Source organism: Chitinophaga eiseniae (assembly GCF_012641265.1).
GTDB lineage: Bacteria > Bacteroidota > Bacteroidia > Chitinophagales > Chitinophagaceae > Chitinophaga > Chitinophaga eiseniae_A.
Genome location: NZ_JABAHZ010000003.1, coordinates 688,179 through 713,650, shown reverse-complemented (window position 1 = coordinate 713,650; position 25,472 = coordinate 688,179). Strand labels below are relative to the sequence as shown.

Annotated in this window: 17 protein-coding genes; 14 read left to right on the top strand and 3 right to left on the bottom strand. The window is 46.7% G+C overall.

From position 1 onward, the window contains the following. Positions 1 to 54: 54 nt before the first annotated feature. Entirely contained in the window at positions 55 to 1,626 is a 1,572-nt protein-coding gene (gene odhB / locus HGH91_RS16660; protein ID WP_168739928.1) for a 2-oxoglutarate dehydrogenase complex dihydrolipoyllysine-residue succinyltransferase, read from the top strand. A 78-nt stretch (positions 1,627 to 1,704) separates the two neighbouring features. On the opposite strand, the gene HGH91_RS16655 is transcribed toward odhB, so the two are convergent. Continuing rightward, on the bottom strand, positions 1,705 to 2,538 hold the full coding sequence (locus tag HGH91_RS16655; RefSeq protein WP_168739927.1) for a hypothetical protein: 834 nt from the start codon (positions 2,536 to 2,538) through the stop codon (positions 1,705 to 1,707). A 94-nt stretch (positions 2,539 to 2,632) separates the two neighbouring features. Between HGH91_RS16655 and HGH91_RS16650 the strand changes: the two genes are divergently transcribed. The 3 genes from HGH91_RS16650 to HGH91_RS16640 all read left to right on the top strand — a co-directional run bounded on the left by HGH91_RS16650 (position 2,633) and on the right by HGH91_RS16640 (position 7,035). Continuing rightward, a complete protein-coding gene (locus HGH91_RS16650) occupies positions 2,633 to 3,790 on the top strand; it encodes an RsmB/NOP family class I SAM-dependent RNA methyltransferase (protein ID WP_168739926.1) in 1,158 nt (385 codons plus the stop codon). A gap of 90 nt (positions 3,791 to 3,880) precedes the next feature. Beyond that, complete coding sequence (locus tag HGH91_RS16645; protein WP_168739925.1) at positions 3,881 to 5,059, top strand: AAA family ATPase; 1,179 nt, start codon at positions 3,881 to 3,883, stop codon at positions 5,057 to 5,059. A gap of 2 nt (positions 5,060 to 5,061) precedes the next feature. Then, positions 5,062 to 7,035, top strand: a complete 1,974-nt coding sequence (locus HGH91_RS16640) for a hypothetical protein (RefSeq protein WP_168739924.1) — start codon at positions 5,062 to 5,064, stop codon at positions 7,033 to 7,035. 47 nt (positions 7,036 to 7,082) lie between these two features. Here the strand turns inward: HGH91_RS16640 and mnmA are convergent, their stop codons facing one another. After that, positions 7,083 to 8,192 (bottom strand): tRNA 2-thiouridine(34) synthase MnmA, encoded by a 1,110-nt coding sequence (gene mnmA, locus HGH91_RS16635; RefSeq protein WP_168739923.1) that lies wholly within the window; start codon positions 8,190 to 8,192, stop codon positions 7,083 to 7,085. 199 nt (positions 8,193 to 8,391) lie between these two features. Between mnmA and HGH91_RS16630 the strand changes: the two genes are divergently transcribed. Genes HGH91_RS16630 through HGH91_RS16610 form a run of 5 tightly spaced genes read left to right on the top strand, consistent with a single transcriptional unit; the run spans position 8,392 to position 14,265 of the window. Beyond that, positions 8,392 to 9,867, top strand: coding sequence for a tagaturonate reductase (locus HGH91_RS16630; RefSeq protein ID WP_168739922.1), 1,476 nt, complete (start codon positions 8,392 to 8,394; stop codon positions 9,865 to 9,867). Between the two features lie 21 nt (positions 9,868 to 9,888). Beyond that, positions 9,889 to 11,283: a glucuronate isomerase gene (uxaC, locus tag HGH91_RS16625; protein ID WP_168739921.1), complete on the top strand. Its 1,395-nt coding sequence runs from the start codon at positions 9,889 to 9,891 to the stop codon at positions 11,281 to 11,283. Then, a complete protein-coding gene (locus HGH91_RS16620) occupies positions 11,283 to 12,281 on the top strand; it encodes a sugar kinase (protein ID WP_168739920.1) in 999 nt (332 codons plus the stop codon). The genes uxaC and HGH91_RS16620 overlap by 1 nt, the downstream gene beginning before the upstream one ends. 3 nt (positions 12,282 to 12,284) lie before the next feature. Further along, on the top strand, positions 12,285 to 12,947 hold the full coding sequence (locus HGH91_RS16615; protein WP_168739919.1) for a bifunctional 4-hydroxy-2-oxoglutarate aldolase/2-dehydro-3-deoxy-phosphogluconate aldolase: 663 nt from the start codon (positions 12,285 to 12,287) through the stop codon (positions 12,945 to 12,947). A 28-nt stretch (positions 12,948 to 12,975) separates the two neighbouring features. Next, positions 12,976 to 14,265 carry an MFS transporter gene (locus HGH91_RS16610; RefSeq protein WP_168739918.1) on the top strand — a complete coding sequence of 430 codons (1,290 nt, stop codon included), beginning with the start codon at positions 12,976 to 12,978 and terminating at the stop codon, positions 14,263 to 14,265. 85 nt (positions 14,266 to 14,350) lie between these two features. On the opposite strand, the gene HGH91_RS16605 is transcribed toward HGH91_RS16610, so the two are convergent. Beyond that, on the bottom strand, positions 14,351 to 15,997 hold the full coding sequence (locus HGH91_RS16605; protein ID WP_168739917.1) for a UxaA family hydrolase: 1,647 nt from the start codon (positions 15,995 to 15,997) through the stop codon (positions 14,351 to 14,353). A gap of 447 nt (positions 15,998 to 16,444) precedes the next feature. On the opposite strand from HGH91_RS16605, the gene HGH91_RS16600 reads away from it, so the two are divergent. From HGH91_RS16600 to kduI, 5 genes are all read left to right on the top strand, one after another. After that, the gene (locus tag HGH91_RS16600) at positions 16,445 to 19,504 is read left to right on the top strand and encodes a SusC/RagA family TonB-linked outer membrane protein (protein WP_168739916.1); all 3,060 of its coding nucleotides are present in this window, start codon (positions 16,445 to 16,447) and stop codon (positions 19,502 to 19,504) included. 18 nt (positions 19,505 to 19,522) lie between these two features. Then, positions 19,523 to 21,067: a RagB/SusD family nutrient uptake outer membrane protein gene (locus tag HGH91_RS16595; RefSeq protein ID WP_168739915.1), complete on the top strand. Its 1,545-nt coding sequence runs from the start codon at positions 19,523 to 19,525 to the stop codon at positions 21,065 to 21,067. A gap of 86 nt (positions 21,068 to 21,153) precedes the next feature. Next, positions 21,154 to 23,109 carry a heparinase II/III family protein gene (locus tag HGH91_RS16590; protein ID WP_168739914.1) on the top strand — a complete coding sequence of 652 codons (1,956 nt, stop codon included), beginning with the start codon at positions 21,154 to 21,156 and terminating at the stop codon, positions 23,107 to 23,109. A 119-nt stretch (positions 23,110 to 23,228) separates the two neighbouring features. Further along, complete coding sequence (locus HGH91_RS16585) at positions 23,229 to 24,494, top strand: DUF2264 domain-containing protein (protein ID WP_168739913.1); 1,266 nt, start codon at positions 23,229 to 23,231, stop codon at positions 24,492 to 24,494. Between the two features lie 46 nt (positions 24,495 to 24,540). Further along, the gene (gene kduI / locus HGH91_RS16580) at positions 24,541 to 25,455 is read left to right on the top strand and encodes a 5-dehydro-4-deoxy-D-glucuronate isomerase (RefSeq protein ID WP_168739912.1); all 915 of its coding nucleotides are present in this window, start codon (positions 24,541 to 24,543) and stop codon (positions 25,453 to 25,455) included. The last annotated feature ends 17 nt before the right edge of the window (positions 25,456 to 25,472 follow it).

The following is a 25,472-nucleotide window of genomic DNA, read 5'->3' as shown; positions in this document are numbered from 1 at the left end:
TGACAAGCTAGCGCCGAAAGCAGGAAGCCCGGTATCACCATCAACTGATTAAATATGGTTATCGAAATCAAAGTCCCTACGGTAGGAGAATCTATTAGCGAGGTAACAATTGCAAAGTGGTTGAAGAAAGACGGAGATTATGTGCAGCAGGACGAGGTATTATGTGAAATGGAATCTGAGAAGGCAACCTTTGAACTGAATGCAGAAAAAGCGGGTATTCTGAAGATTGCAGCCGCAGCCCAGGAAGGCGCTACTTTGAAGATTGGTGAGGTAGCCTGTACGATCGATACAGACGCCGCTGCGCCAGCTTCCACAACAGCACCAGCAGCCGCAGCACCGGCAGCTACAGCTGCGCCTGTAGCGGAAGCATCATCCGCTCCAGTAGCTCCGGCAGTGAATAAAGGGACGATTGATATGAAAGTGCCTACAGTAGGAGAGTCTATCAGTGAAGTAACCCTGGTAAAATGGATACGGAAAGATGGTGATTATGTAGAGCGTGATGAAGTGGTATGTGAACTGGAATCAGAGAAAGCTACCTTCGAACTGAACGCAGAAGAAGCTGGCGCCCTGATTACCGTAGCTAAAGAAGGAGATACCTTAAAAATTGGTGATGTGGCCTGTAAGATTGATACCAGTGTAGCAAGACCAGCAGGTAAAGCAGCCCCGGTGGCAGCCACTCCGGCAGCCCAGCCAACCGCTGCTCCACAACCACAGCAGGCGCCTGTTACCAGCATCCCGAATGATATTAAAACTACACCAGTAGCTGCAGCCGTTATTGCGGACAAACAAGTAGATCCGTCCAGCATCAAAGGTTCCGGTGCGCACGGTAAAATCATGAAGGACGATGTATATGCTGCCCTGAAAAATCCGGGTGTAGCCATCGGACAGGAAATGTTTACCCGCCAGGAACGCCGTGAGAAGATGAGCAACCTGCGTAAAACTGTTTCCCGCCGCCTGGTGGAAGCTAAAAATACTACTGCCATGCTCACTACCTTCAATGAGGTAGACATGACAGAGATTATGGCATTGCGTGCTAAATACAAAGATGTCTTCAAAAAACAGCATGAGGTAAACCTGGGCTTTATGAGCTTCTTTACCAAAGCTTGCTGCTTCGCTTTACAGGAGTTCCCTTCTGTAAATGCGTACATTGATGGCGATGAACTGGTATACCACGACTTCTGTGATATTTCCATTGCTGTTTCTGCACCTAAGGGCCTGGTAGTACCGGTTATCCGCAATGCGGAAAGCCTGGATATGGCCGGCATCGAAAAAGCAGTGTTGGAACTGGCTACCAAAGCCCGCGACAACAAATTAACCGTACCGGAAATGACCGGTGGTACCTTTACGATCACTAACGGTGGCGTATTTGGTTCCCTGATGAGCACCCCTATCATTAATATCCCGCAATCTGCTATCCTGGGTATGCACAAAATACAGGAACGCCCGATGGCTATTAATGGACAGGTAGTGATTCGTCCAATGATGTATGTGGCGCTGAGTTACGATCACCGTATCATTGATGGTCGCGAGTCTGTAAGCTTCCTGGTAAGAGTGAAAGAAATGCTGGAAAATCCTGAGCAGCTGCTGTTCGGTAAAGATCCACTGAAAGCGTTACTGAAACTGTAACCGTTACATAAGACTAATGTTTTTGAAGGCGGAGATGAAAGCAGGGATTGCTTTTATCTCCGCCTTCGTTTTTACCCATCAATAATATTGATAGCTTTTCCACAACCTGGTAGCGCCATTTTGCTGGGCGTATACTTTTATCACCCTGCCACAGTGATCTTTTACAAAACTATAGGTAGTAATGCTTGATGGTGGCATACTCCATAGTAAATTGCTGCTGGATGCCGGTAAATGCAGGCTGGTAGCTGCCGGGTCCGATTGCAGTGGGAAATGCTGATTAATGCTGTACGCATAAAACCATCCTGCACGAAAGGCCTCATATTCCGGATTGAGCTGCTGGCTGTATGTATAGTAATACCTGCTTTCCTGTACAGAATTTTGATACCGGGAGGAAGTGATGATAGAATCCGCATTGGCGGGCGTGTTGGCATTCATGAACCAGGCAATTTCTCTTAGCTTGGAATGACCATTGCTTACCAGCAGTGTAGGCGTAGACCCATTATACCAGGGAATATTTCTTATAAACGAATAGGCATAGTTAGTGGCCACAAACAGTGGGGAAGCAATACCGGATATATTGCCATTGGCATAGTTGTATTGGATATTATACACGCCGCCGGGGCCGCTGAATTGTACATTAGTCAGCTGATGTTGCACGTTATACTGCATGACATAGATAGTGGGCACAGTGGGATGATGGCTGTTTTCAGTATCGATGATACTGTCTACCTGGAGTTGTGACGTGTACGTATAGTGCCTTACAAAACTAATAATGCCGGTAGCCGTGTCGTATACCGTTACGCGTTTGACCGGCGTATTACAGGCATATTGTGGTGGTATCTTGCTACAGGAAAATGTGAACAGTAAATAAGTAGTTGCTGCCAGTGACAGAAAGGGGTGGAATCGTTTCATGATTGGGTATAGTTTAGGAAGTTAAATAACAGTGATTGAAAATAGGGCATGTGACTGCTATGGGCTGGCGTTGACAGAAGCTGTATCTTCGCGTATGACCCGTTGGGAAAATTATTTAGCATCCGCAGAAAAAATTATTGGCGCCTATACCGGCAGCCTGCCATTACATCACTTCCTGAAATCTTTTTTCAAGGAACATCCTTATATGGGTGGGCGCGACCGGCGCTGGATATCACAGTTGGTATATCATTATTTCCGGTTAGGACATTGGGGAAAAGCGCTTCCCTTAAAGGAACGTATTATTGCAGGAACATTTTTGTGTGAAACCGCGCCCAACGATTTTCTCGCGGCATTGCAACCCGATTGGAATGAGCGGGCTTCGTTGCCATTATCTGAAAAGGCAGTATTATTACCGGTGCCACTAACGCCCGATGCCCTCTTTCCGCTGATCACTTCCTTGTCTGATTCCATTGATGCTAACGCTTACGCTTATACGATGCTGACCCAGCCCCGCTTATTTATACGGGTGCGTCAGCAGAAGCTGGATAAGGTAAAAGCACTGCTGGATAAGGCGGGTATAGCATATGAGGTGTTTGCCAACAATACTACCATTGCTTTACCCAATGGCACTAAGATAGAAACCATTGTAACAGAGAAGAGCTGGTACGAGGTACAGGATGCTTCGAGCCAGCAAACCGGGGCGCTCTTTTTGCCCGCTGCCGGGCAGCGTTGGTGGGATTGCTGTGCTGCCAGTGGGGGAAAGTCTATTCTCCTGAAAGATCAGCAGCCAGGCGTACAATTAATGGTATCTGATGTAAGGCGCTCTATCCTGGAAAACCTGCAGCAGCGCTTCGCCGCAGCGGGTATCAAACACTATGATGCCCGGGTTGCTGACCTTACCGCGCCCGGCTTCGCTGCGTCTATGGGGCATCAGCAATTTGATGGCATTATACTGGATGCGCCCTGCAGTGGCTCCGGTACCTGGGGACGTACTCCCGAAAGCATTAGTTTTTTTAAAACTGAAGAGATCGGGAAGTACCAGCAACTACAGCAAAAGATTGCTCATAATGTAGTGCCGTTCCTGAAAAAAGGAGGTAGTTTGATTTACATTACCTGTTCCGTATTTAAACAGGAGAATGAAGAAGTGGTGAGCTATATAGAAAGTATGAGTGATTTACGCCGGCAGGCCGGTGGGGTGATTGCAGGGTATGACAAGGGAGCGGATACGATGTATGCGGTAAGGCTTTCGTAATCAGCAGGTTGCTAGTTTAACAATAAAATTATTGTCAAAAATTTTGACAATAGAATTTTTGTCATTTACTTTGACAAAAATTCTATTGTCATGAAAAACGTTATTGGACTTCCAGCCCGGGGAGAAAATTTTTATCAGCGTAGCCGTGAGGTAGAGAAAGTTACCAGGGCGCTATCTAATGGAAATAATATACAGATCACAGCTCCCCGTAGGGTAGGAAAAACCTCTATCTTATGGTTTTTGCTAGACAATAGTATTGAAGAAAGGCACTATGTATATGTAGATACAGAGAGCGTGGCTGATGCCTCACACTTTTATAAGAAGATCCTGGAAGGAATAGTTAACGATCCCAAAATTTCCAGATCCCTTAAATTAAAATCAGGCCTGGAAGATAAGACCAACCGTATTTTCCAGAAAATAAAAAGCATCAAACTTTTTAATGCTGCCCTGGAATTCAACCAGGAAGCTGCTGTGCGTGATTATTACGAAGAGTTCCTGCATTTTTTAACGGCGTATGCCAGCGTGGAAGAATCTGAACTGGTATTATTGATCGACGAGTTTCCACAGACAATAGAAAATATCCGGAACAAGGATACTGAAGCCGCTGTTAATTTTCTTCAACGGAAGCGCGAATTGAGGATAGACCCGGTGATTTCCAGGAAAGTAAGATTTATATATACCGGTTCGATTGGACTTAATCAGACCGTTTCTTCCATTAATGCTACTGCTACTATCAACGACCTGGCGTCTATTGAAGTGGAGCCGTTGTCAGAACAGGAGGCGATTGACCTGTTTGGCAAGTTGCTGGCCTATAATAGCCGGACGCTGCATCCAGGCGCTATCAGCGCATTGAAGGATATCCTGCAATGGTACATCCCCTTTCACATTCAGTTGATTGTACAGGAGATTATCCAGGCCACCCAGGCGCATACGGAGGTGACAGCAGAAATTGTGGAAAATGCTATCGAAGAATTATTAAGTTTGAGGCATAAGAATCATTTTGATCACTATTACTCCCGTTTAAGAACACATTTCAAGAATGGGGCGTTTAAGTATGCGGATGCATTGCTCAAAGCGTTAGCAGAAAAGCATCTCCTGAACAAAAGAGATTGCCTGGAACTGGCGGCGCAGTACGAGCAGGAAGTTGAGTACAGGAAAATCATAGAGAACCTGATGTACGACGGGTACATCCATTTTAATACCGCGCAAGGCGTCTACCTTTTTAACTCGCCCATCCTAAAACGATGGTGGGAGCGATTTATTTGTTAGTTATGAGCATTCTATTGTATAATCCGGACCGAAAGAACAAGGCTGATTTTATTGCTGAATTTGTAATCCGTACCAAGATTTTTGACGAGATTATGGCGGATATCAAAACAGGTAAAATGACCACTCCAGAACAGCATTACCTGTTACTGGGACAGCGCGGAGCCGGAAAAACTACCATGTTACTAAGATTAAAGTATGCCGTAGAGGATGATGCGAAATTATCTAAATGGCTGATCCCTGTTATATTCAGCGAAGAGCAATATAATATCGGGGAATTAGGGAATCTATGGGAAAGAATAGCCGAATACCTGGAAGATTACCATGGCTTTGATGGTATCACGAATGAAATAATCCCGTTCATACAGCAAGACAACTACGAAGAAGCAGCATTAAAAGTACTGATCCATCACCTGGATCGGCATAAGAAGAAGGTCATTCTATTTATTGACAATATTGGCCAGCTGCTGGCCAAGTTCGATGACCTGGAAGTACGGCGGTTAAGAGAAATACTGCAAACTATTCCTCATTTCCGGTTAATAGCCGGATCGCCGGTGGTACTGGAAAGTATATTGGACTACCAGCAACCACTGTTTGAGTTTTTCAAAGTGATCCAGCTGAAAGGCTTGACAGATGAGGAAAGTATTGCGTTACTAAGGCAGCTGGCTGTACTGCATCATGAAGAAGCTAAGATTGAAAGGATTATTAAAAATAGCCCGTCACGCATTACTACGCTGCGCACCTTGTCTGGTGGCGTACCCAGAACCATGGTATTATTATTCCAGGTGTTTGTAGATCATGAACACGGCACCGCACTGAGCGACCTGGAACAGGTGCTGGATGCAGTAACGCCTTTATACAAGCATCGCATGGATGACCTGCCCGCACAGCAACAAAAGATCGTGGATGCAGTGGCCCTGCATTGGGAAGCGGTGAGCGTAAAGGACCTGGCGAAACAAACCAGGCTGGATAGTAAACTGGTGTCTGCACAGTTACGACAGTTAGAGAAGAACCAGGTAATTGAGAAACGAGCTACCAAAACCAAGAATCATATTTACCTGTTGCGGGAAAGATTCTTTAATATCTGGTATTTGATGAGATATGGGAGAAAGCAGGATAGGAATCGGGTTGTATGGCTGGTTAAGTTTTTGGAGGCATGGTGTGATAAAGATGAAATAGAGCGGCGAGTGAAGGATTATATTGAGAAAGCGAAGAAGGGGATGTTGGCGAATAATGTATTGGAGACATACGGGCACGTTTATACGTTTTTTAAAGATCTCGATCCTGAGACTAAATTCCTATTGAAAGAGAGTACTCCAGATTATGTTGCCTCGAATATTGATTTAACAGAGGATGAGTTTTATCAGCTATTACGTGAGACATTAAGAGAAAAAAAACTCGATGTTCTTCAAAAAATAGCATCGTCGCGCAGATTTGTAAGCATTGCTGAAAAAGATAGGCTTTGGTTGTTTATTGAAACAAATTTGGAACTACTTTCAGAAGCCTTTTGGAGTCAAACTGCAAAAAAGATTACTACATCTGATAAAAATGTGAAATTAAACAATTCATATTTTCTAACGATAGTGGCATTTCGTTTAGTTGCGTTAAGTTTAGTTGCAGCAATCGCAAAAAACTATCAGGACAAAATTGAATATTTCGTATCAGTGTTGGTTCGTTTATTACCGTATTTTAAGGGGTTAGAACTTTCAACAGAAGAACGAGCTAGTTTCGAAAGAATCATCGTTTTCTTACATGCAGGGAAATTCCATTCGCTAGCCAATATGCTATTTGAGAAGATGCCATTCTCTAAAGAGGAAGTTAGTACGTGGCGTCGAGTAAATGCCTATATGGAATCCAATCAACAAGATGTAATCTTTGATTTAGGAGAGGAACAAGCCTCATTAATTTTAACAAAAGTTGATTTTATCTCGCTGGTAAGAAAATTAATAGAAGAAGAGCGCACCCAACAAAAAAGGTGAGAAGATCCCTCTCCCCACCTTTTTCTTTATCTATCTTATGAAATTAATCACTTTAAAATCGACGCACCGCGTTGGATAATTCCTCCGGCTATTACATCATCGCCTTCGTAGAAAACGGCTGATTGCCCGGGGGCGATGCCTTTTACATTTTCATAAAAGCTCACTTTCACCTGTCCGTTTTCGTTGTAAAGGTTGCTGAGTGCGCCTTTGTCTTTGTAGCGGATTTTGGTAATGGATTCCATGCCGTCGGGGATGGTTTCGTATTTACCCATGTTGATACCGCTTACAAACATTTCGCTTTTTTGCAGTTCATCTTCGTTTCCCAGTACTACGGTATTGGTTTCGGGGATAATTTCGGTAACGAATACCGGGCGGCCGAGCGCAATATCGAGTCCTTTCCGTTGTCCTACTGTATAAAAAGGATACCCTTTATGATGACCAACAATAGTGCCATCTGCTAATACAAAGTTACCACCATTTACCTTTTCTTCCAGTCCGTCTACTTTACGTTTCAGGAATCCGCGGTAGTCGTTGTCCGGTACGAAGCAGATCTCATAGCTTTCTGCTTTTTTGGCGAGTTCGGGGTAGCCGAAATCGAAGGCCATTTGCCGGATGGCGGTTTTGCGGTAGGTGCCGAGTGGCAGGAGGGTACGTGACAGTACGTCTTGCTGGATGCCCCAGAGCACGTAGCTCTGGTCTTTGGTTTCATCGATACCTTTGCTGATCACATAACGGCCGTTGTCGTGCTGGCGGATCTGGGCATAGTGACCTGTTGCAATAAATTCGCAGTCCATGGCATCGGCGCGTTTCATGAGGGCGCGCCATTTTATATGGGTATTGCAAAGCACACAGGGATTAGGTGTACGTCCTGCAATATATTCATCGACAAAGTTATTGATCACAAAATCACCGAACTCATCGCGGATGTCCAGCACAAAGTGTGGAAAACCGTGATGTACCGCCGCCGCGCGGGCATCGTTAAAAGAATCCAGGTTACAGCAGCCGGTTTCCTTTTTACTGGAACCTGCAGATGCATAGTCCCAGGTCTTCATGGTGATACCCACCACTTCATACCCTTGCTCATGCAACATCAGCGCTGTAACAGTACTGTCTATACCACCGCTCATGGCTACCAGTACTTTACCATGCTTGCTCATTTGAAATAGTTTAAGGATGCAAAATTACTTAAATTCCGGTCATCGACCAGCTACCGGGTATTGATCCTGACAATGTGGTGATTGATTCTGACTATATAATGACCCGGATGGGTGATTATTTCACCGGGAGCTATAATTTCTTAATTGTGAATAATATATTTATTAGTTTTAGCCACCTTTTGGGCATAAATCCGTTATGATGCTTCCTATATTAAACAAAGATTTTATATTAAAACGACCGGAGTACGGCGTTACAGCAGCGATATTCAGCTACCCGGAAAAGATCCTGCAATTTGGCACCGGCGTGCTATTGCGTGGACTGGTCGATTACCTGGTAGATCAGGCCAATAAGCAGGGCATTTTCGAGGGAAGGGTCGTAGTGGTGAAATCCACCGATGGCGATACCCATGATTTTTCCAGCCAGGATAATTTGTATACCACGCATATCAAAGGTGTTTCCCAGGGGGAATTGGTAGATAAGGTACTGATTAATGCTTCTGTTAGCCGGGTTTTGCAATCGAATGCACAATGGCAGGAGATTTTGCTGGCAGTGCATGAGCCTGCCATGCAAATAATTGTCTCCAATACCACAGAAGTGGGCATTCAATATGTCCCCGAAAAGATAGCTACCGGGGTACCTGAATCTTACCCGGGCAAGCTGCTGGCCGTACTATGGGAGCGGTACAACCACTTCCAGGGAAAAGCCCACACCGGCTTTGTGATTGTACCTACGGAACTGGTGGTAGACAACGGCCGGTTGTTAAAAGACATTGTATTACAGCTGGCAGCCTACAACGAGATGCCAAAGGCGTTTACCGACTGGATACAACACGAAAATCAGTTCTGTAATTCACTGGTAGACCGTATTGTACCGGGCAAGCCCCGTAACCTGGCCGAAATCAACGAGAAAGCCGGTTATACCGACCAGCTGTGGATAGAAGTAGAGCCTTACTTGTTGTGGGCCATAGAAGGCGGCGATGATATCCGTACCGCATTATCTTTCTATCAGGCCGACAACCGGATGTTGATTGCTGACAGTATTACGCCTTACCGGGAGCAAAAGCTCCGGCTCCTGAATGGCAGCCATACGGCCGCCGTGCCACTGGCTTTCCTGTCGGGCTTAAATACCGTGTATGAAGCCATGCAGGATAATTATATGCAGCATTTCTTCCAGGAAGTAGTATTGCGCGAAATCCTGCCTACCATTGCCGCCGATTGTCCTACTGCTACTGCCTTTGCGCCGGAAGTGCTGGATCGTTTTGCCAACCCCTTTATTGCACATAAACTGATCAGCATCACCTTCCAGGAGAGCTCGAAGATGAATGCACGCAATGTGCGTACATTGTTGCGCTATCACGAGCAATTCCAGTCCTTACCGCCTTACCTCTGCCTGGGATTTGCTGCGATGCTGCTGTTTTTGCGACCAGAAAAGCAGGAAGACGGGAAGTATATTGGCGCCAGAGATGGAGAAAGCTATACCATTACAGACGACAATGCCGCTATCTTTGCGGCGTGGTGGCAGGAACAGCATACGGCCACCATGGTAAACGGTATTTGCAGCGACAAGCGCCTGTGGGAGGTCGATCTGACCACGATCCCGGGTTTTGCAGAGCAGGTAACGGATTTGCTGATAGCGTTAAAAAGCAAAGGTGTAAAAGCATTTATTCAATTGTAGCATAGATAAATATTCATCGTTATGAGAGCGTTCTTATCAGCGGATTTTTTACTACAAACAGAAACGGCTAAACGGTTGTATTTCGATTACGCGGCCTCCATGCCCATTATCGACTACCACAACCACCTGCCACCGGATGAAATAGCCAGCAATAAAACATTTGATAACCTGTACGCGATCTGGCTGAAAGGAGATCACTATAAATGGAGGGCCATGCGCGCCAATGGTGTTTCGGAAGAATTTATTACGGGAAGCGCCGATGACTATACCAAATTCCGCCACTGGGCCGCTACAGCGCCGTATACCATACGGAATCCGTTGTACCACTGGTCGCATATGGAGCTGAAAAATCCGTTTGGGGTGACTGACCTGCTAAGCGAGCAAACCGCGGAGAAAATTTACCGGGATTGTAATGCACAATTACCGCAATTAAGCACCCAGTCTTTGTTGCAGCACTATAAAGTAGAGGCTTTGTGTACTACCGATGACCCGGTAGATTCATTGGAGCATCACCGAGCTATTGCTAAACAGCCTTTTGGTACCCGTGTGCTGCCTACTTTCCGCCCCGACCGGGCCATGGCAGTAGATAATCCAGCTACCTTCAACCAGTTTGTAGATCAGCTGTCGGCCGTAACTAATAAAGACATCCACAAGTTCGATGAGCTGCTGGAAGCGCTGGAAAGCCGGCATACTTATTTTCATGAAGCAGGTGGCAGATTGAGTGATCATGGGTTGAACACCTTCTACTTCACGCCTGCCAGCGTTACCGAACTGGATACCATTTTCCAGCGGGCGCGCCAGCAACAGGCTGTCACGCCGCATGAAAATGCACAATTTAAAACGGCCGTACTATTGGCGGTTTGCCGCTGGAATCATGCCAGGGGCTGGGCCCAGCAGTTTCATGTGGGCGCCATCCGCAACAACAACTCCCGTCTACTGCAGCGTATTGGTGCAGATGCCGGCGTAGACTCCATTGGCGACTGGAATGTGGCCGACGCGATGAGCAGTTTTTTTGATACGCTGGATAAATCCGATCAACTGGCTAAAACCATTGTATATAACCTGAACCCGGCTTATAACGAAGTATTTGCTACCATGGCCGGCAATTTCCAGGACGGCACCATACCCGGTAAAATCCAATACGGGTCGGGCTGGTGGTTCCTGGACCAGAAAGATGGCATGGAAAAACAAATGAACACATTGAGCAATATGGGATTGTTGAGCCGTTTTGTGGGAATGCTCACGGATTCCAGAAGTTTTCTATCTTATTCCCGGCATGAATATTTTCGCCGTATTTTGTGCAACCTGTTGGGCAATGATGTGGAGCAGGGAGAGCTACCGAATGATGTTGCCTGGTTGGGAAAGATGGTACAGGATATTTGTTACAATAACGCAAAAGCATATTTTGGATTTTAATGAAACCGGTAAAAGTCATCACATTCGGGGAAATATTATTACGCTTGTCGCCTGAGCTGTCACAGCATACTGCTGCTATCTATGTAGGCGGGGCAGAAGCAAATGTAGCCGCGGCGCTGGCCAATTGGGGTACCGACGTAGCCTATATCAGTAAAGTGCCTGAAAATGGCTTATCAAGAGATGTATTGCAGCAGTTGAGCCATTTAGGTATTCATACCGACCGGATGCTGTGGGGAGGCGAGCGCATAGGTATTTATTACCTGGCGCAGGGCAGTGACCTGAAGCATGCAGAGGTGGTATACGACCGGGCCTGGTCGGCATTTAGCCGGATCACTCCGGGCACTGTCAACTGGGAGGCCTTGCTGGGCGATGCCGAATGGTTTCACTGGAGCGCTATTACGCCTGCATTGAATCCTGATGCGGTAGACATTTGCCGGGAGATATTACAGGCAGCCAGCAGGAAAGGACTGATTATTTCCACCGATCTTAATTACCGCAGCAAGCTATGGCAATATGGCAAGAAACCGGTTGACGTAATGCCGGAGCTGGTGCAATATTGTGATGTGGTGATGGGGAATATCTGGGCGGCCAACAATATGCTGGATACCACCCTGGATACCGTTGCGCTGGAAGCCAATACCAAAGCGGTATACCTGGAACAGGCAGAGAAGGTAGCCGCAGAAATCAGCCAACGTTTTCCACGTTGTAAGCGGATTGCCTTTACCTTCCGTTTCAGCGATGCCCCTACGCATAACCGTTATTACGCATTTTATTATCATGCCGGACAGGTAAGCATTTCCCGTGAATACGATACCCATGATGTGGTGGACCGTGTAGGAAGCGGCGATTGCTTCATGGCGGGATTGATACATGCACAGCTGGCGGGTTTGGATGATCAGCAGATCATTTCCTATGCTGCCGCCGCTGCTTATTCTAAATTTTTTGTGAAGGGGGATTTCAATACCACTTCCGCTGAAGACATTATAAAACTGATATAACATATGGCACCGAGTCCTGACGTAATTATTGCTGCGTTTGAGCAAAGCGGGATTATTCCTGTTTTCTACCACGATGATGCAGACATTTGCCTGGAGGTATTGCAAGCCTGTTATGATGGCGGTTTGCGTGTATTTGAGTTTACCAGCCGGGGAGCGAATGCCCGTAAAAACTTTGAGATCCTGCGCGACCGTAAACAAGTCACCATGCCTGATTTATACCTGGGGATCGGTACTATCAAGCAGGCCTCAGATGCAGCGGCTTATGCAGCGCTGGGCGCCGACTTTATTGTATGCCCGGTAACAGACCCGGAAACAGCCGCCTGGTGCAAAAAAGCAAATATTGTGTGGATACCTGGTTGTATGACGCCTACCGAAATAAGTGTCGCGGAAAAAAATGGGGCGCAACTGGTGAAATTATTCCCGGGAAATGTGCTGGGACCGGGATATGTAAGATCTATTATGCCATTATTCCCTAACCTGAAATTTATGCCTACCGGGGGAGTAGAACCCACACAGGTAAGCATGGACGCCTGGTTTGATGCGGGCGTGGTATGCGTAGGTATGGGATCTAACCTGCTGTCTAAATCCCTCATTGAAAGTAAGGACTGGCAAGGGCTGAAAGAGAAAATAATGCAAACGTTTGCAATTCTCCGTGCCATGAAGTAACTTAAGCATTTTATAAATTCCATCAACAATGAATTCCACAACTTTAGGTAAGTATCGGTGGCGGGTGTGTGCACTGTTATTCGTAGCCACTACCATCAATTATATAGACAGGCAGGTACTGGGGTTATTAAAAACTGATTTGTCGTCGGAGTTTAACTGGACGGAGAAAGATTTCAGTAACCTGGTCATGGTGTTTTCTGCAGCCTATTCTATCGGGCTGCTTTTTTTCGGTGCGTTGGTAGACAAGATTGGTTCCAAGTTGGGATACAGTGTTTCTATTGTGGTATGGAGTTTATCTGCCATGGCACACGGACTGGTGCGCACTACATTGGGGTTTGGCTTTGTAAGATCGATACTGGGAGTAAGTGAGGCGGGTAATTTCCCTGCGGCTATCAAAGCTACAGCGGAGTGGTTTCCCAAGAAAGAGCGTGCGTTAGCGACGGGTATTTTCAATTCGGGATCTAATATTGCAGCTGTGGTAGGTCCGGTGATGGTATACTGGCTGGCCAGGAATCATGGCTGGAGAAGTGCTTTTGTATGGACCGGTGCTATTGGTTTTATCTGGTTGATATTGTGGTGGTTTTACTATGAGGTGCCGAGTCGCCATAAAAAATTATCCAAGGCAGAATTCGACCATATTCACTCTGACCAGGAAGTAGAAGTAGAAAAACCTAAGCCGGTGAAATGGGGCCATTTGCTGGGTATCCGGCAAACCTGGGCATTTGTATTCGGTAAGTTGCTTACTGACCCGGTATGGTGGTTTTTCCTTTTCTGGTTGCCGGGATACCTGGAATCTATCTTCCATGTAAATATGAAAACCAATCTTGGGTTACCAATTATTATCATTTATTCAATCACCAGTTTCGGTAGTATTGGCGGGGGCTGGCTGTCGTCCCACCTGATTAAATCCGGCTGGCCGGTGTTCAGGGCGCGTAAAGTATCTATGCTGATTTTTGCGCTTTGTGTGGTGCCTATTATGTTGATACAGTATACCAACAGCCTATGGCTGGCTATCGGCTTAATTAGCCTGGCTACCGCTGCGCATCAGGCCTGGTCTGCCACTATTTTCACCACAGCCTCTGATATGTTCCCTAAGCGGGCGGTGAGCTCTGTGGTAGGCATTGGTGGTATGGCGGGGTCTATTGGAGGCACTTTATTCCCGATAGTTATTGGTACTATGCTGGACCATTATAAGGTGATCGGCAATATTGGTATCGGCTATAATATTTTGTTTACTATGTGTGGCGTGGCTTACCTATTGGCCTGGGGGGTAATGCACCTGTTTGCGCCTAAAATGGAGCAGGTAAAACTGGATTAATAACTTTTTATAACACAACTACTAAAACAAAAAAACGTCCGTGCAGCTGCGCGGACGTTTTTATTATGATTAGTTTTTGTTTTGTTTAGAGAGAAACACCTCTTTTCCATGGAATAAAGTCGTCCTGGTGCAGTTGTTCTGCTTTGGTGTGCACCTCGCCGCTGGCGGTGCGGATGACGAATTCCAGGATATCTTCACCCATTTCAGCAATGCTTTGTTCGCCACTGATGATGGTACCGGTATTGATATCGATGATATCTTTCATCCGGGTAGCCAGTTTGGTATTGGTAGCGAGTTTCACCACCGGGGAAATTGGGTTGCCGGTAGGGGTACCCAGGCCGGTGGTAAACAGTACTACGTTGGCGCCGGATCCTACTTCTGCGGAGGTAGATTCCACATCGTTGCCGGGGGTGCAGAGGAGGTTGAGCCCTGGTTTGGTAACGTACTCAGTATAATCGAGCACGTCTGTAACCGGGGAGGTACCACCTTTTTTAGCTGCGCCGGCAGATTTGATTGCATCGGTGATAAGACCATCTTTGATATTTCCCGGGGAAGGGTTCATATAGAAGCCGGAACCTACAGATTGGGCCTGGCTTTCATATGCCCGCATGATGCGGATAAATTTATCAGAAGTGGTATCGTTCTGGCAGCGGTTGATCAGCTCCTGTTCTACGCCACAGAGTTCGGGGAACTCAGAGAGAATAGAAGTACCACCCAGTGCCACGATCAGATCAGAGGTATGGCCTACCGCAGGGTTGGCAGAAATGCCGGAAAAACCATCAGAACCGCCGCATTCCAGTCCTATTACCAGTTTGGAAAGGGGGGCAGGCTGACGGGTTTGCTTGTTGGTTTCCACCAGGGCGAGGAACGTATCTTTGATAGCGGCTGATAACATCGCAAATTCAGAAGGGCTCTTTTGTTGCTCGTATACCAGTACCGGTTTATTAAAATTTGGATTCAGCTTTTTCAGGGATTCCTGTAATATCGACACTTGTGCGTGCTGGCAACCCAGGCTGAGGATAGTAGCGCCCGCGACGTTGGAGTGGTGGATATAGCCTGCCAGCAGGGCGCATAGCGCGTCTGAGTCCTGGCGGGTACCGCCGCAACCACCTTCGTGGGTGAGGAATTTAATACCATCTATGTTAGGAAATACCGGGTTACGTTTATCCGTTTCCGTTAGTGACCCTGCTTCGTAATTTTTTACCGCATCCAGGTTGCCGCCCTTGTAGAGGTTTACCAGGTCGGTTACCTGTTCGTTGTATACTTCTGCGGGAGCGAAGCCCAGTCCTTTTTCGAAGGCGGTTTTAATAACGCTTACATTCCTGTTTTCACAGAATACCAGCGGAATAACCAGCCAGTAGTTACGGGTGCCTACCTGTCCGTCGTTACGGTGGTAGCCCATAAAGCTGCGGTCTTTCCATTTGCTTACATCGGGCGCCTGCCATTCCAGGGAGCCGTCTTTTTCATGGAAAGCATTGGCATCGTGTACCACGTTTTCGGTGGTGATGCTTTCTCCCTGCAAAATGGTTTTATTGGCCTTACCAACCAGCACACCATACATGGTGATAGGATCACCTGCCTGTATGTCTTCTATGAGAAATTTATGTTTGGCGGAAATATTTTGCTGCGTTTGAATGTCGTGTCCGTTGAATAAAATGCTGGTTCCAGCCGGTATATCCTGAAGAGCTACCAGCACGTTGTCACTCGGATGAATTTGTAAGTACGTGTTCATAACAGCTAAAGTAGTAAATATGCGCTCTGGCTGGTGATACTAAAATATTAATCCTTGATGAGATTTTGACTATTTGCTGATACTGCTGAAAGGGCAGTTGGTGGCATGTTAGGAAAGGATTATAAAATGTTAAATCGCTATCATCTGTATAGCCTTGTTCCGGCCAAAGTTATCTGCGCTGGCAGAAAATATTTATGCAAACGTTTGTAATTCTCAAATAATTCGATATTTTTGATTTCAACAGGCCATCTATTAGGGCAGATAACGAGAGAAAAACGGTGTTTATAGCTTCGTAAGTAATTTACAAACAGGTATTTATAACTTTTTAAAGCCAAATCTAAATTTAATTCCATTTTAGAGAAATACGCAGGATCAGTGAACAATCAGGTGAACAGAATTTTGTAGTCTCATTCATTTTAATGCAAACGTTTACATAAAAACACGTTTATGAAAAAACTGCTAGGGGCATCGCTATGCATATGGGGAATATGTGTAGTTCAGACAGCCATTGCCCAGGAAAAAAAATCAATCAAAGGAATTGTCAGAGATGAACAAGGCGCTACCGTTCCCGGCGTAACCGTGGGAATTAAGCATAGCGGCACCGGTACGGTAACAGGGCCCGATGGCTCCTTCCATCTCAATGCCGCGGAAAAAGATACCCTGGTATTCAGCTTCGTAGGGTATAATAAAAAGGAAATAGCCATTAATAATCAAACAGATCTGAAAATAAAGCTGGAATCCAGCGCCACCAGTCTCAATGAAACCGTAGTAGTAGGGTATGGTGTGCAAAAGAAAATAAACCTATCCGGCGCTGTTACCAGCGTAAATTTTGATAAAACCATGCAAAGCCGCCCGGTAACTGACCTGAGCACCGCGCTCAGCGGTATGGCGCCCGGCGTAAGCGTATCACAGGCGTCCGGACAACCGGGCCGTGAAAACGCTACCATCCGCATCAGGGGCGTAGGTACGCTGAATAATGCAGATCCCTTTATCCTGGTAGATGGTATTGAAAGCAGCATGAGCGACGTAAACATGGCCGATGTGGAAAGCATTTCGGTACTGAAAGATGCCTCCGCTGCAGCCATCTACGGTTCCCGGGCAGCGAACGGCGTAGTGCTCATTACCACTAAAAAAGGAAGGAAAGGCAAAGCAACGGTATCCTACAATGGCTACTATGGCGTACAAAAAGCCACCAGGTTGTTTAATGTAGTCAGTGACTATGCCACCTACATGCAACTCATGAACCGCGTTGCCACGGCAGATAATCCAAGCAATACCATGCCTTTTAAACAGGCTACTATTGATGCCTGGAAAAATGCCACCGACAGAACCCTGTATCCCAACACCGACTGGATGGACGTGCTTTTTGGACAGGGAAAACTGACAGGCCATACGGTATCAGTATCCGGCGGTTCTGAAAAGAATAGCTATTATATGTCGCTCGACTACCTGCATAATGATGGTATCGTTAAAAATACCAGCCAGGACAGGTATATGATGCGCCTGAATGCAGACCAGGAGATCAGCAAAAAAATTAAGGTAGGCGCCAACATCGCCTTAACCTGGAAAGAACGTCGCGAACCACAGGACGTAGGTAGCATACTGTCGCTTGCAGGCAGTACTACACCCGGTATGACACCCAAAGTGGTGGATGCCAGTGGTACCCGCTACGGTGGCCGCAATACCGATGATGAAAACGGACAGCTGGATAACCCTCTGCAATACGTGGAAACCTGGTCCCGTCCCAACCGCCAGCAACGTGCGTTTGCCAAAGTATGGGGCGAATGGAATATCATTGATGGCCTGAAATTACAGGTAAACGGAGCCGGCGACTATTTCAATATGGGCCAGAAAAGTTATGCCTTAGCCGGCGCTATTCAGAACAGGTGGAACTTTCAGAAGAATGCAGTGGCACAACAGCTCGATCAGCAACCCGCTACCCTGGCACAACTGGATAGTACCAACCTGCACCTGACCTACTTCGCTACACTGAACTACAATAAGAATTTTGGCGCCGATCATCATATCAATGTACTGGCCGGTATGAGCACGGAATCTATCAGGGGGACGCTGTTTACCGGTAGCATACAGAATTTCCCTACCAACAATACCTGGGAACTGGGCGCTGGATTGGAACAACCGAAAGTTGGCGGGACCTCCGACATCTATAAAATTGTTTCCTACTTCGGACGTATCAACTACGACTATAAAGGTAAATACCTGCTGGAAGCCAATCTCCGTAGAGATGGGTCTTCTAAATTCCGCTCCGGCCTGCAATACGGCGTTTATCCTTCCTTCTCTGCTGCATGGCGCTTAATAGAAGAACCCTTTATCAAGAACGCGATACCGGGATGGGTGAATAATTTAAAGCTGCGTGCTTCCTGGGGAAAACTGGGTAACGACCGTATCCCGCTGAATGCCTTCATGAGCCTGTATTCTGCCGGTGTAAACTATAACTATGGCGGTACCATCTCCGCAGGCCTGGCGCCTTTGGTGATGGCCAATCCCAACATCACGTGGGAGAAAACAACGACCTCCAACCTGGGGTTAGACGCCAACCTGTTTAACGATCATTTCAACCTTACTTTCGATGTATTTAATCGCCGTACTTCCGATATCCTGGTACGTTTGAACCTGTCGTCGCTGTATGGCGGCCTTACGCCTCCTTTCCAGAACGTAGGTATTGTAGATAACAAAGGATGGGAGCTGACCTTAGGCTACAACAATAAAGCCGGTGACTTTAGATACGGCATATCCGGTAATGTTAGCAACATCAACAACAAAGTGGTGAAATACCAGGGCAATGCCATTGGTACGCTCAATGGTGCTTCAGTACTGAAAGAAGGCTGGTCTATCGGCACCCTGTATGGTTTACAGACAGCAGGTATTTTCCAGAACGATGATGAAGTGAAAGCCTGGGCTAAACAACGTACTGCCGGAACAAACAAACCGGGTGACCTGAAATTTGTGGATATGACCGGAGATCACGTGGTGGATGGTAATGATCGCATCAACATGGGTAATACCATTCCTAAATGGTACTATGGCTTGAACCTGAATGCAGGTTACAAAGGATTTGACCTGGCCTTGTTATTCCAGGGTGTGGGTGGCGTAAACCGTTACTACCAGGATAACTGGTATACCACCGGTATCCGTGCAGGCCGTGAAATTAATGCCGACTTCCTGAACGCGTGGACGCCGGACAATCCCAACACCAATATACCGCGGTTGACCGCTGCTGCCAATACAGACAACACGCAGGCTAATACTTTCTGGGTACAGAATGCTTCTTTCGTGCGACTGAAGAATATCCAGTTATCCTATACCCTGCCAAAGAAAATGTTTACCAGCACTATTTCCAGCGTCCGCGTATATGTGAATGCACAGAACGCATTTACCTGGACTAAATTCAAGGGGCTGGATCCGGAAGTAAGCGACTATACGCAGCCGGGAATACAGTATCCTAACGTGCGGGTGATAACAGGTGGTGTAAACGTGATCTTCTAACTATTTAAAGGGTAAGTAATGAACAAGATATTAACCGCAATATGTGCATGCAGTTTATTAGCGCTGGGTGCCTGCAAAAAAGATTTTCTGAATACTACTCCTTCTGATAAAGTATCTGATGCAAATTTCTGGAAAACAGAAAAGGATGCGAATGCGGGTGTGAGCGCCATTTACAATGATCTCCAGAACAACGATATTTTTGGATTGTATGTATACAATGATGGACTAACACCTTCTGCTTATATCTGGGATGATGGAGGCACTGGTATGGGACCTATTACAAAGGGTAATATGAATCCGTTTACCAGCGCCGTGGTGAATAAATTCAAAGCGCTGTACAATGGTGTTTTCCGGGCTAACCTGGCGCTGGAAAAACTGCCGGGTATCAGTAATATGAGTACTTCTGTTAATCACCGCCTGATAGCGGAGGCCACTTTTTTAAGGGCATTGTATTACTATCAGCTAACAGATTTTTATGGTGACGTACCGTTGATCACTAAAACCCTGCCGTTGGGAGCGCCGTTGCTGGCCAAAGAAACCAGGGCAAACCTGCTGGCATTTATCATCAAAGAAGCAGGGGCAGCGGCCGATTCACTGCCTAAAAGCTATCCGGCCGCACAGGTAGGCCACGCTACGCAGGGCGCTGCTTTAACGTTGAAAGCCAAGGCCCAGTTGCTGGCTAAACAATATGCGGATGCCGCCGCTACCTGTCAAACGATTGCCGGATTAGGATATGATTTATATGCCGATTATAGGAGCATGTTTATTTCTACTGCGGCAGAAAATAATGTGGAAGTGATTTTTGATATACAATACCTGGCGCCGGGATTAGGGCAGGGTAGCTTGCTGGATAAACGTTTATCTACCCGTAGTTCCTTTTCCAGTGGCTGGAGCAACGTGTATCCTTCTGTGAACCTGGTGAATAACTATGAGATGAAGAACGGTAAGATGATTACAGATCCCAGCTCTGGTTATGATCCTGCCAACCCGTACAACAACCGTGATCCACGTTTAGACTATACCGTAGTAAGACCTGGGGCTACCTGGAAGAATATTCCTTATGCCAACCTGAGACTCGATAACGCGGCTACTTTTACCGGTTATCTTACCAGGAAATATGTATTGGAAGTAGATGGCTTTGGTGCGGGTGATTCACCGCTGAACTTTATCATTTTTCGTTATGCCGATGTATTGCTGATGCTGGCAGAAGCAGAAAACGAAACCGCTGGCCCGGATGCTGCCGTATACACTGCCATTAACCGGGTAAGGGCACGTAAAGGGGTGGATATGCCACCTATTCCTGCCGGTAAATCAAAAGAAGAGATGCGGGACATTATCCGTCATGAAAGGATGATAGAATTTGCCATGGAAGGAACCTACTATTCAGATATTCGCCGCTGGGGCATTGCCACACAGCTGATGAACGGCCTGGTGGTGACTAATATTGCCGGTCAGCAGATTGACAAGATTAATTTTGTAGATGCCTTTAATTTATGGCCTATTCCGCAGGTGGAAATAGATCTGAACAGCAACCTGGTACAAAACCCGAACTATGTTAAGTAAGGAAAATAGCAGGGAACAATAAATATATCGTGCCACCGCTATTAGCGGTGGCATGTATTTTTTATCTTTCTGAAAATAAATGTCCTATGTACATTAAAAATATTGTTGGTGCATTGTTACTGACCGTAAGTTCCGGGGTGTTTACCGGTGCAATGGCGCAGGAACATGCGAAAGAACGAAACTACCTGTATAACGAATATCAGCAGGAAGGCGGCGCTGCTGCTTTCAAGAATATCGCCGCATGGAGAGCACAATGTTTACAGGGTATTGTTGGGAAAATGAACAATTTACCGGCGTCTGTAAAGGCGAACCTGTTAAAGGAGGCCGACAAAGCGATGTCTTTTACCTGGCCTTCCCTGCCGGCTACGTTATACCTGCAATACCGGGATAATGGTAACCGGGTCAATTTTGAGAATGCGCAATTTGAACGGCGTAAGGTATTGGCAGCCCTGGTAGCGGGAGAGCTGGCGGGTGGTAATGGTAAGTATATACCACAGATTGCAAATGGCTTATGGGTTATCCTGGAAGAGAGTACCTGGGTATTGCCGGCACATGTGGGCGCCCAAAAGGCGGGTACCGATTTGCCCGACCCTACAGAGCCGGTGGTAGATCTGTTTGCCGGCGAAACATCTGCTACCCTTAGCTGGGCGCAGTTTTTACTGCATGACCAGCTGGACAAATTCTCTCCCATTGTGAACAAGCGGATCACGTATGAGCTGCAACATCGTATTGTGGAGCCTTACCTGCAACGCAATGATTTCTGGTGGATGGGCTTCAAAGGCCAGACGGTGAATAACTGGAATATCTGGATTAATACGAACGTTTTGCAGACGGCCTTGCTGAGTATAAATGAAACGGATATACGTAATAAGGTGATTGAAAAGGCAATTCATAGCGCCGATAATTTTCTCAATGGTTATCCGGAAGATGGAGGATGTGATGAAGGACCTACCTATTGGGGACATGCAGGCGGTAAGCTGGCAGAGTTTACTACCTGGCTCACAGATGCTTCCGGCGGTATGTTAAACTGGAAAAGGAATGAGCTGATCCACCGCATAGGCGCCTATATTTATAAGATGCATGTTGACAGCAGCCGGTTTGTGAATTTTGCAGATGCTTCTGCCAGCACCATTCCTCCGCCACATACCGTATATTTATATGGAAAAGCTTTTGATGATCCTTCCCTGAAAAGTTTTTCTGCCTACCTGGCACAGCTGGATAATGCGGATACTACAAGAATAAAGGCGCCTTCGCTGGCCTTCTTTCTTTATAACCTGTTGTTGCGGGATAAGTTGAAAGGAGAACAGCCAGTAGCCCCTTATACCACCGAAAACTGGTTACCTGATTTACAGGTATTATCGCTCCGTTCAAAACAAGGTACGGCTAAGGGCCTGTTCTTTGCGGCGCAGGGTGGCCATAACGCGGAGAGCCATAACCATAATGATGTAGGCAATTTTGTATTGTATATGGATGGAGCACCGGCGTTGATAGATGTGGGTGTGGGTACTTATACGAAGCAAACGTTTAGTGCTGACCGTTATCAATTGTGGTTTATGCAATCGCAATGGCATAACTGTCCTACTATAAACGGTGTGCAGCAGCACGATGGGCGCCGGTTCCAGGCCAGGGATGTACATTACAGTAATAATAAACTCAGCATGGACATTGGCGCGGCGTATCCTGAAACGGCTATGATACAGTCGTGGAAGCGCACTTTCACTTTTGCTCCGGCGAAGCAATCTTTGCTGCTGGAGGAGACTTACCAGTTGACCGCCTGGAAAGAACCGTTCTTACTGCACTTTATGACTTGCTTACCAGCGGATGCCCATACTCTCGGTAAGGTGGTCCTGCAAGGTAGTACGGCCAACCTGGAGATGACTTATGATCCTGCATTATTTGAGGTGATCACGGAACGGCAGGAAGTTACCGATGGGCGGCTATCTCCGGTATGGGGCGATCATGTTACCCGTATCAGTTTAAAAGCGCGTAAACAGGCTTTATCGGGGCAGCACAGCGTTAGTTTTGTGATGCGCCGGTCCTAGTGTATTTCCGCTTTTTTTATAAAAAAGCTTGATTTTTGCAAACGTTTGCATTACATTAGTGCCGTTACAGCCGTATATCCGCGAAAGAGTCACATTAACCACGTCAAAGTAATTCTACATTGGAACGCAGAAACTTTATCAAAATAGCGCCGCTGGCTGGTTTAGCCGGGGCCATCGCGCCGGCCGGCGTACTGGCCTCCGCCATGAATGAGCGTAGCGCTTCCGCCATGGGAGCCGCTATACCTGACCGGCAGTACCAGGTAAATTTATTACATCGTATTGCCCGGCCGGTGGTAGAAAATATGAGTAAAGGCACGTTGAAGAAAAATATGCCTTTAGAGAAAGGCCCGGGATATGGGCTGGCAGTCGAAAAGGTGACTTACCTCGAAGCATTTGCCCGTTGTATATCCGGCCTGGCGCCCTGGCTGGCATTGCCCGACGATACTACGGCGGAAGGCAAGCTGCGGCAGGAAGTACGTGGGCAGGTATTGCAGGGCATTGTAAACGCCGTAAATCCTTCTTCTCCCGACTATCTTAATTTCCGCTCAGAAGGCCAGCCACTGGTGGATGCCGCTTACCTGTGCCAGACATTTATGCGGGCGCCGGAAGCGTTATGGCAACCGCTCGACAATACCACCAAAGCCAATGTGGTGAAAGAGCTGAAAGAACTGAGACGTATACGCCCGGCTTATAATAACTGGTTGTTGTTTGCTGCCATGGTAGAGGCTTTCCTGTTGTCGATCAACGAAGAATGGGAACCGATGCGCACCATGGTAGCTACTAAAAAAATACAGGAATGGTATGCAGGGGATGGCTTTTATAGCGATGGTCCGCAGTTTTCGTTAGACTACTACAACGGGTATGTGATGCATCCTATGTTTACCGATATGCTAAAAGTATTGGTAGATAAAGGACAATGGGCCAAGGCTGATTTAGAACAAGGTATCAAACGGATGCAGCGTTATGCCGAATTACAGGAACGCATGATTGCGCCGGATGGTACTTACCCCGCATTGGGAAGATCCATGACCTACCGCACGGCTGCATTTCAGCCACTGGTGCAGCTGGCGCTTCAGCACCAGTTGCCCGAAGGCGTTACGCCTGCACAGGTGCGTTGCGCCATGACCGCCATCATGAAAAACATTTTCGAAATGGAAGGCACCTTCGATAAGCAGGGATGGCTACAACTGGGCATTTGCGGGCATCAGCCGGAAGTAGCGGATGTATATACTTCCACCGGTAGTTTATATATCTGCACCAATGGCTTCCTGGCATTGGGATTGCCCGCCACAGACCCTTTCTGGACAGATCCTGCGGCAGAATGGACCGCGCAAAAGGTATGGTCAGGAAAGAAAATAAAGAAAGATTATCACGTAAATTATTAGCAGAAAGCAGTAGGCTTTCTGAAATAAAACATATAATACTAACTATATGAGCACCACGATAGATTCAAAGTACGGCAGTAGTCCGGCAGAAGTAAAACATGCAGATACTGCACAGCATACGAGCCTCACGTTAGTATCCAGGTATGCCAGTAGTCCCACAGAAGTGAAGCACATGGATACTGCACAGCTGAGACAGGCTTTTCTAATGGAGAAACTTTTTGAAGCAGATCATATTCACTGGACACATACACATTATGACCGTTACCTGTTTGGCGGTGTTATGCCGGTGAAAGGCCCGGTGGTACTGGAAACCATCGACCTGCTGAAAGCCAGCTATTTCCTCGAAAGAAGGGAGCTGGGCATGATCAATGTAGGCGGCGATGGTTGGGTAGAAGTAGACGGTGTAAAATATGAGCTGGCATTTAAAGAAGCGTTGTATATCGGGAAAGGAAGTAAGGACATCGTCTTCCATAGCAAGCATGCACAAAGTCCGGCTAAATTTTACCTGAACTCTACCCCGGCACATCATACTTACCCTACCCGTAAAGTATCGAAAAAAGAAGGAGAAGTGGTAACGCTGGGCGCTTTAGAAACTTCCAATCACCGTACTATCAATAAGCTGCTGGTGAACAGTGTACTGGAAACCTGCCAGCTGCAGATGGGTATGACAGAGCTGCAACCTGGCAGCGTGTGGAATACTATGCCGGCGCATACGCACGACCGGAGAATGGAAGTATATTTTTATTTTGAAGTACCGGAAGGGCAATCGGTATGTCACTTTATGGGGCAGCCACATGAAACCCGCCATATCTGGATGCAGAATGAGCAGGCGGTGATTTCACCCCCCTGGTCGGTACACTCCGGCGCAGGCACCAGCAACTATACCTTTATCTGGGGGATGGCTGGTGAAAACCTGGACTACGGGGATATGGATCATTGCAAGATCACGGATTTACGTTAACTGATAATAGTTGTTAT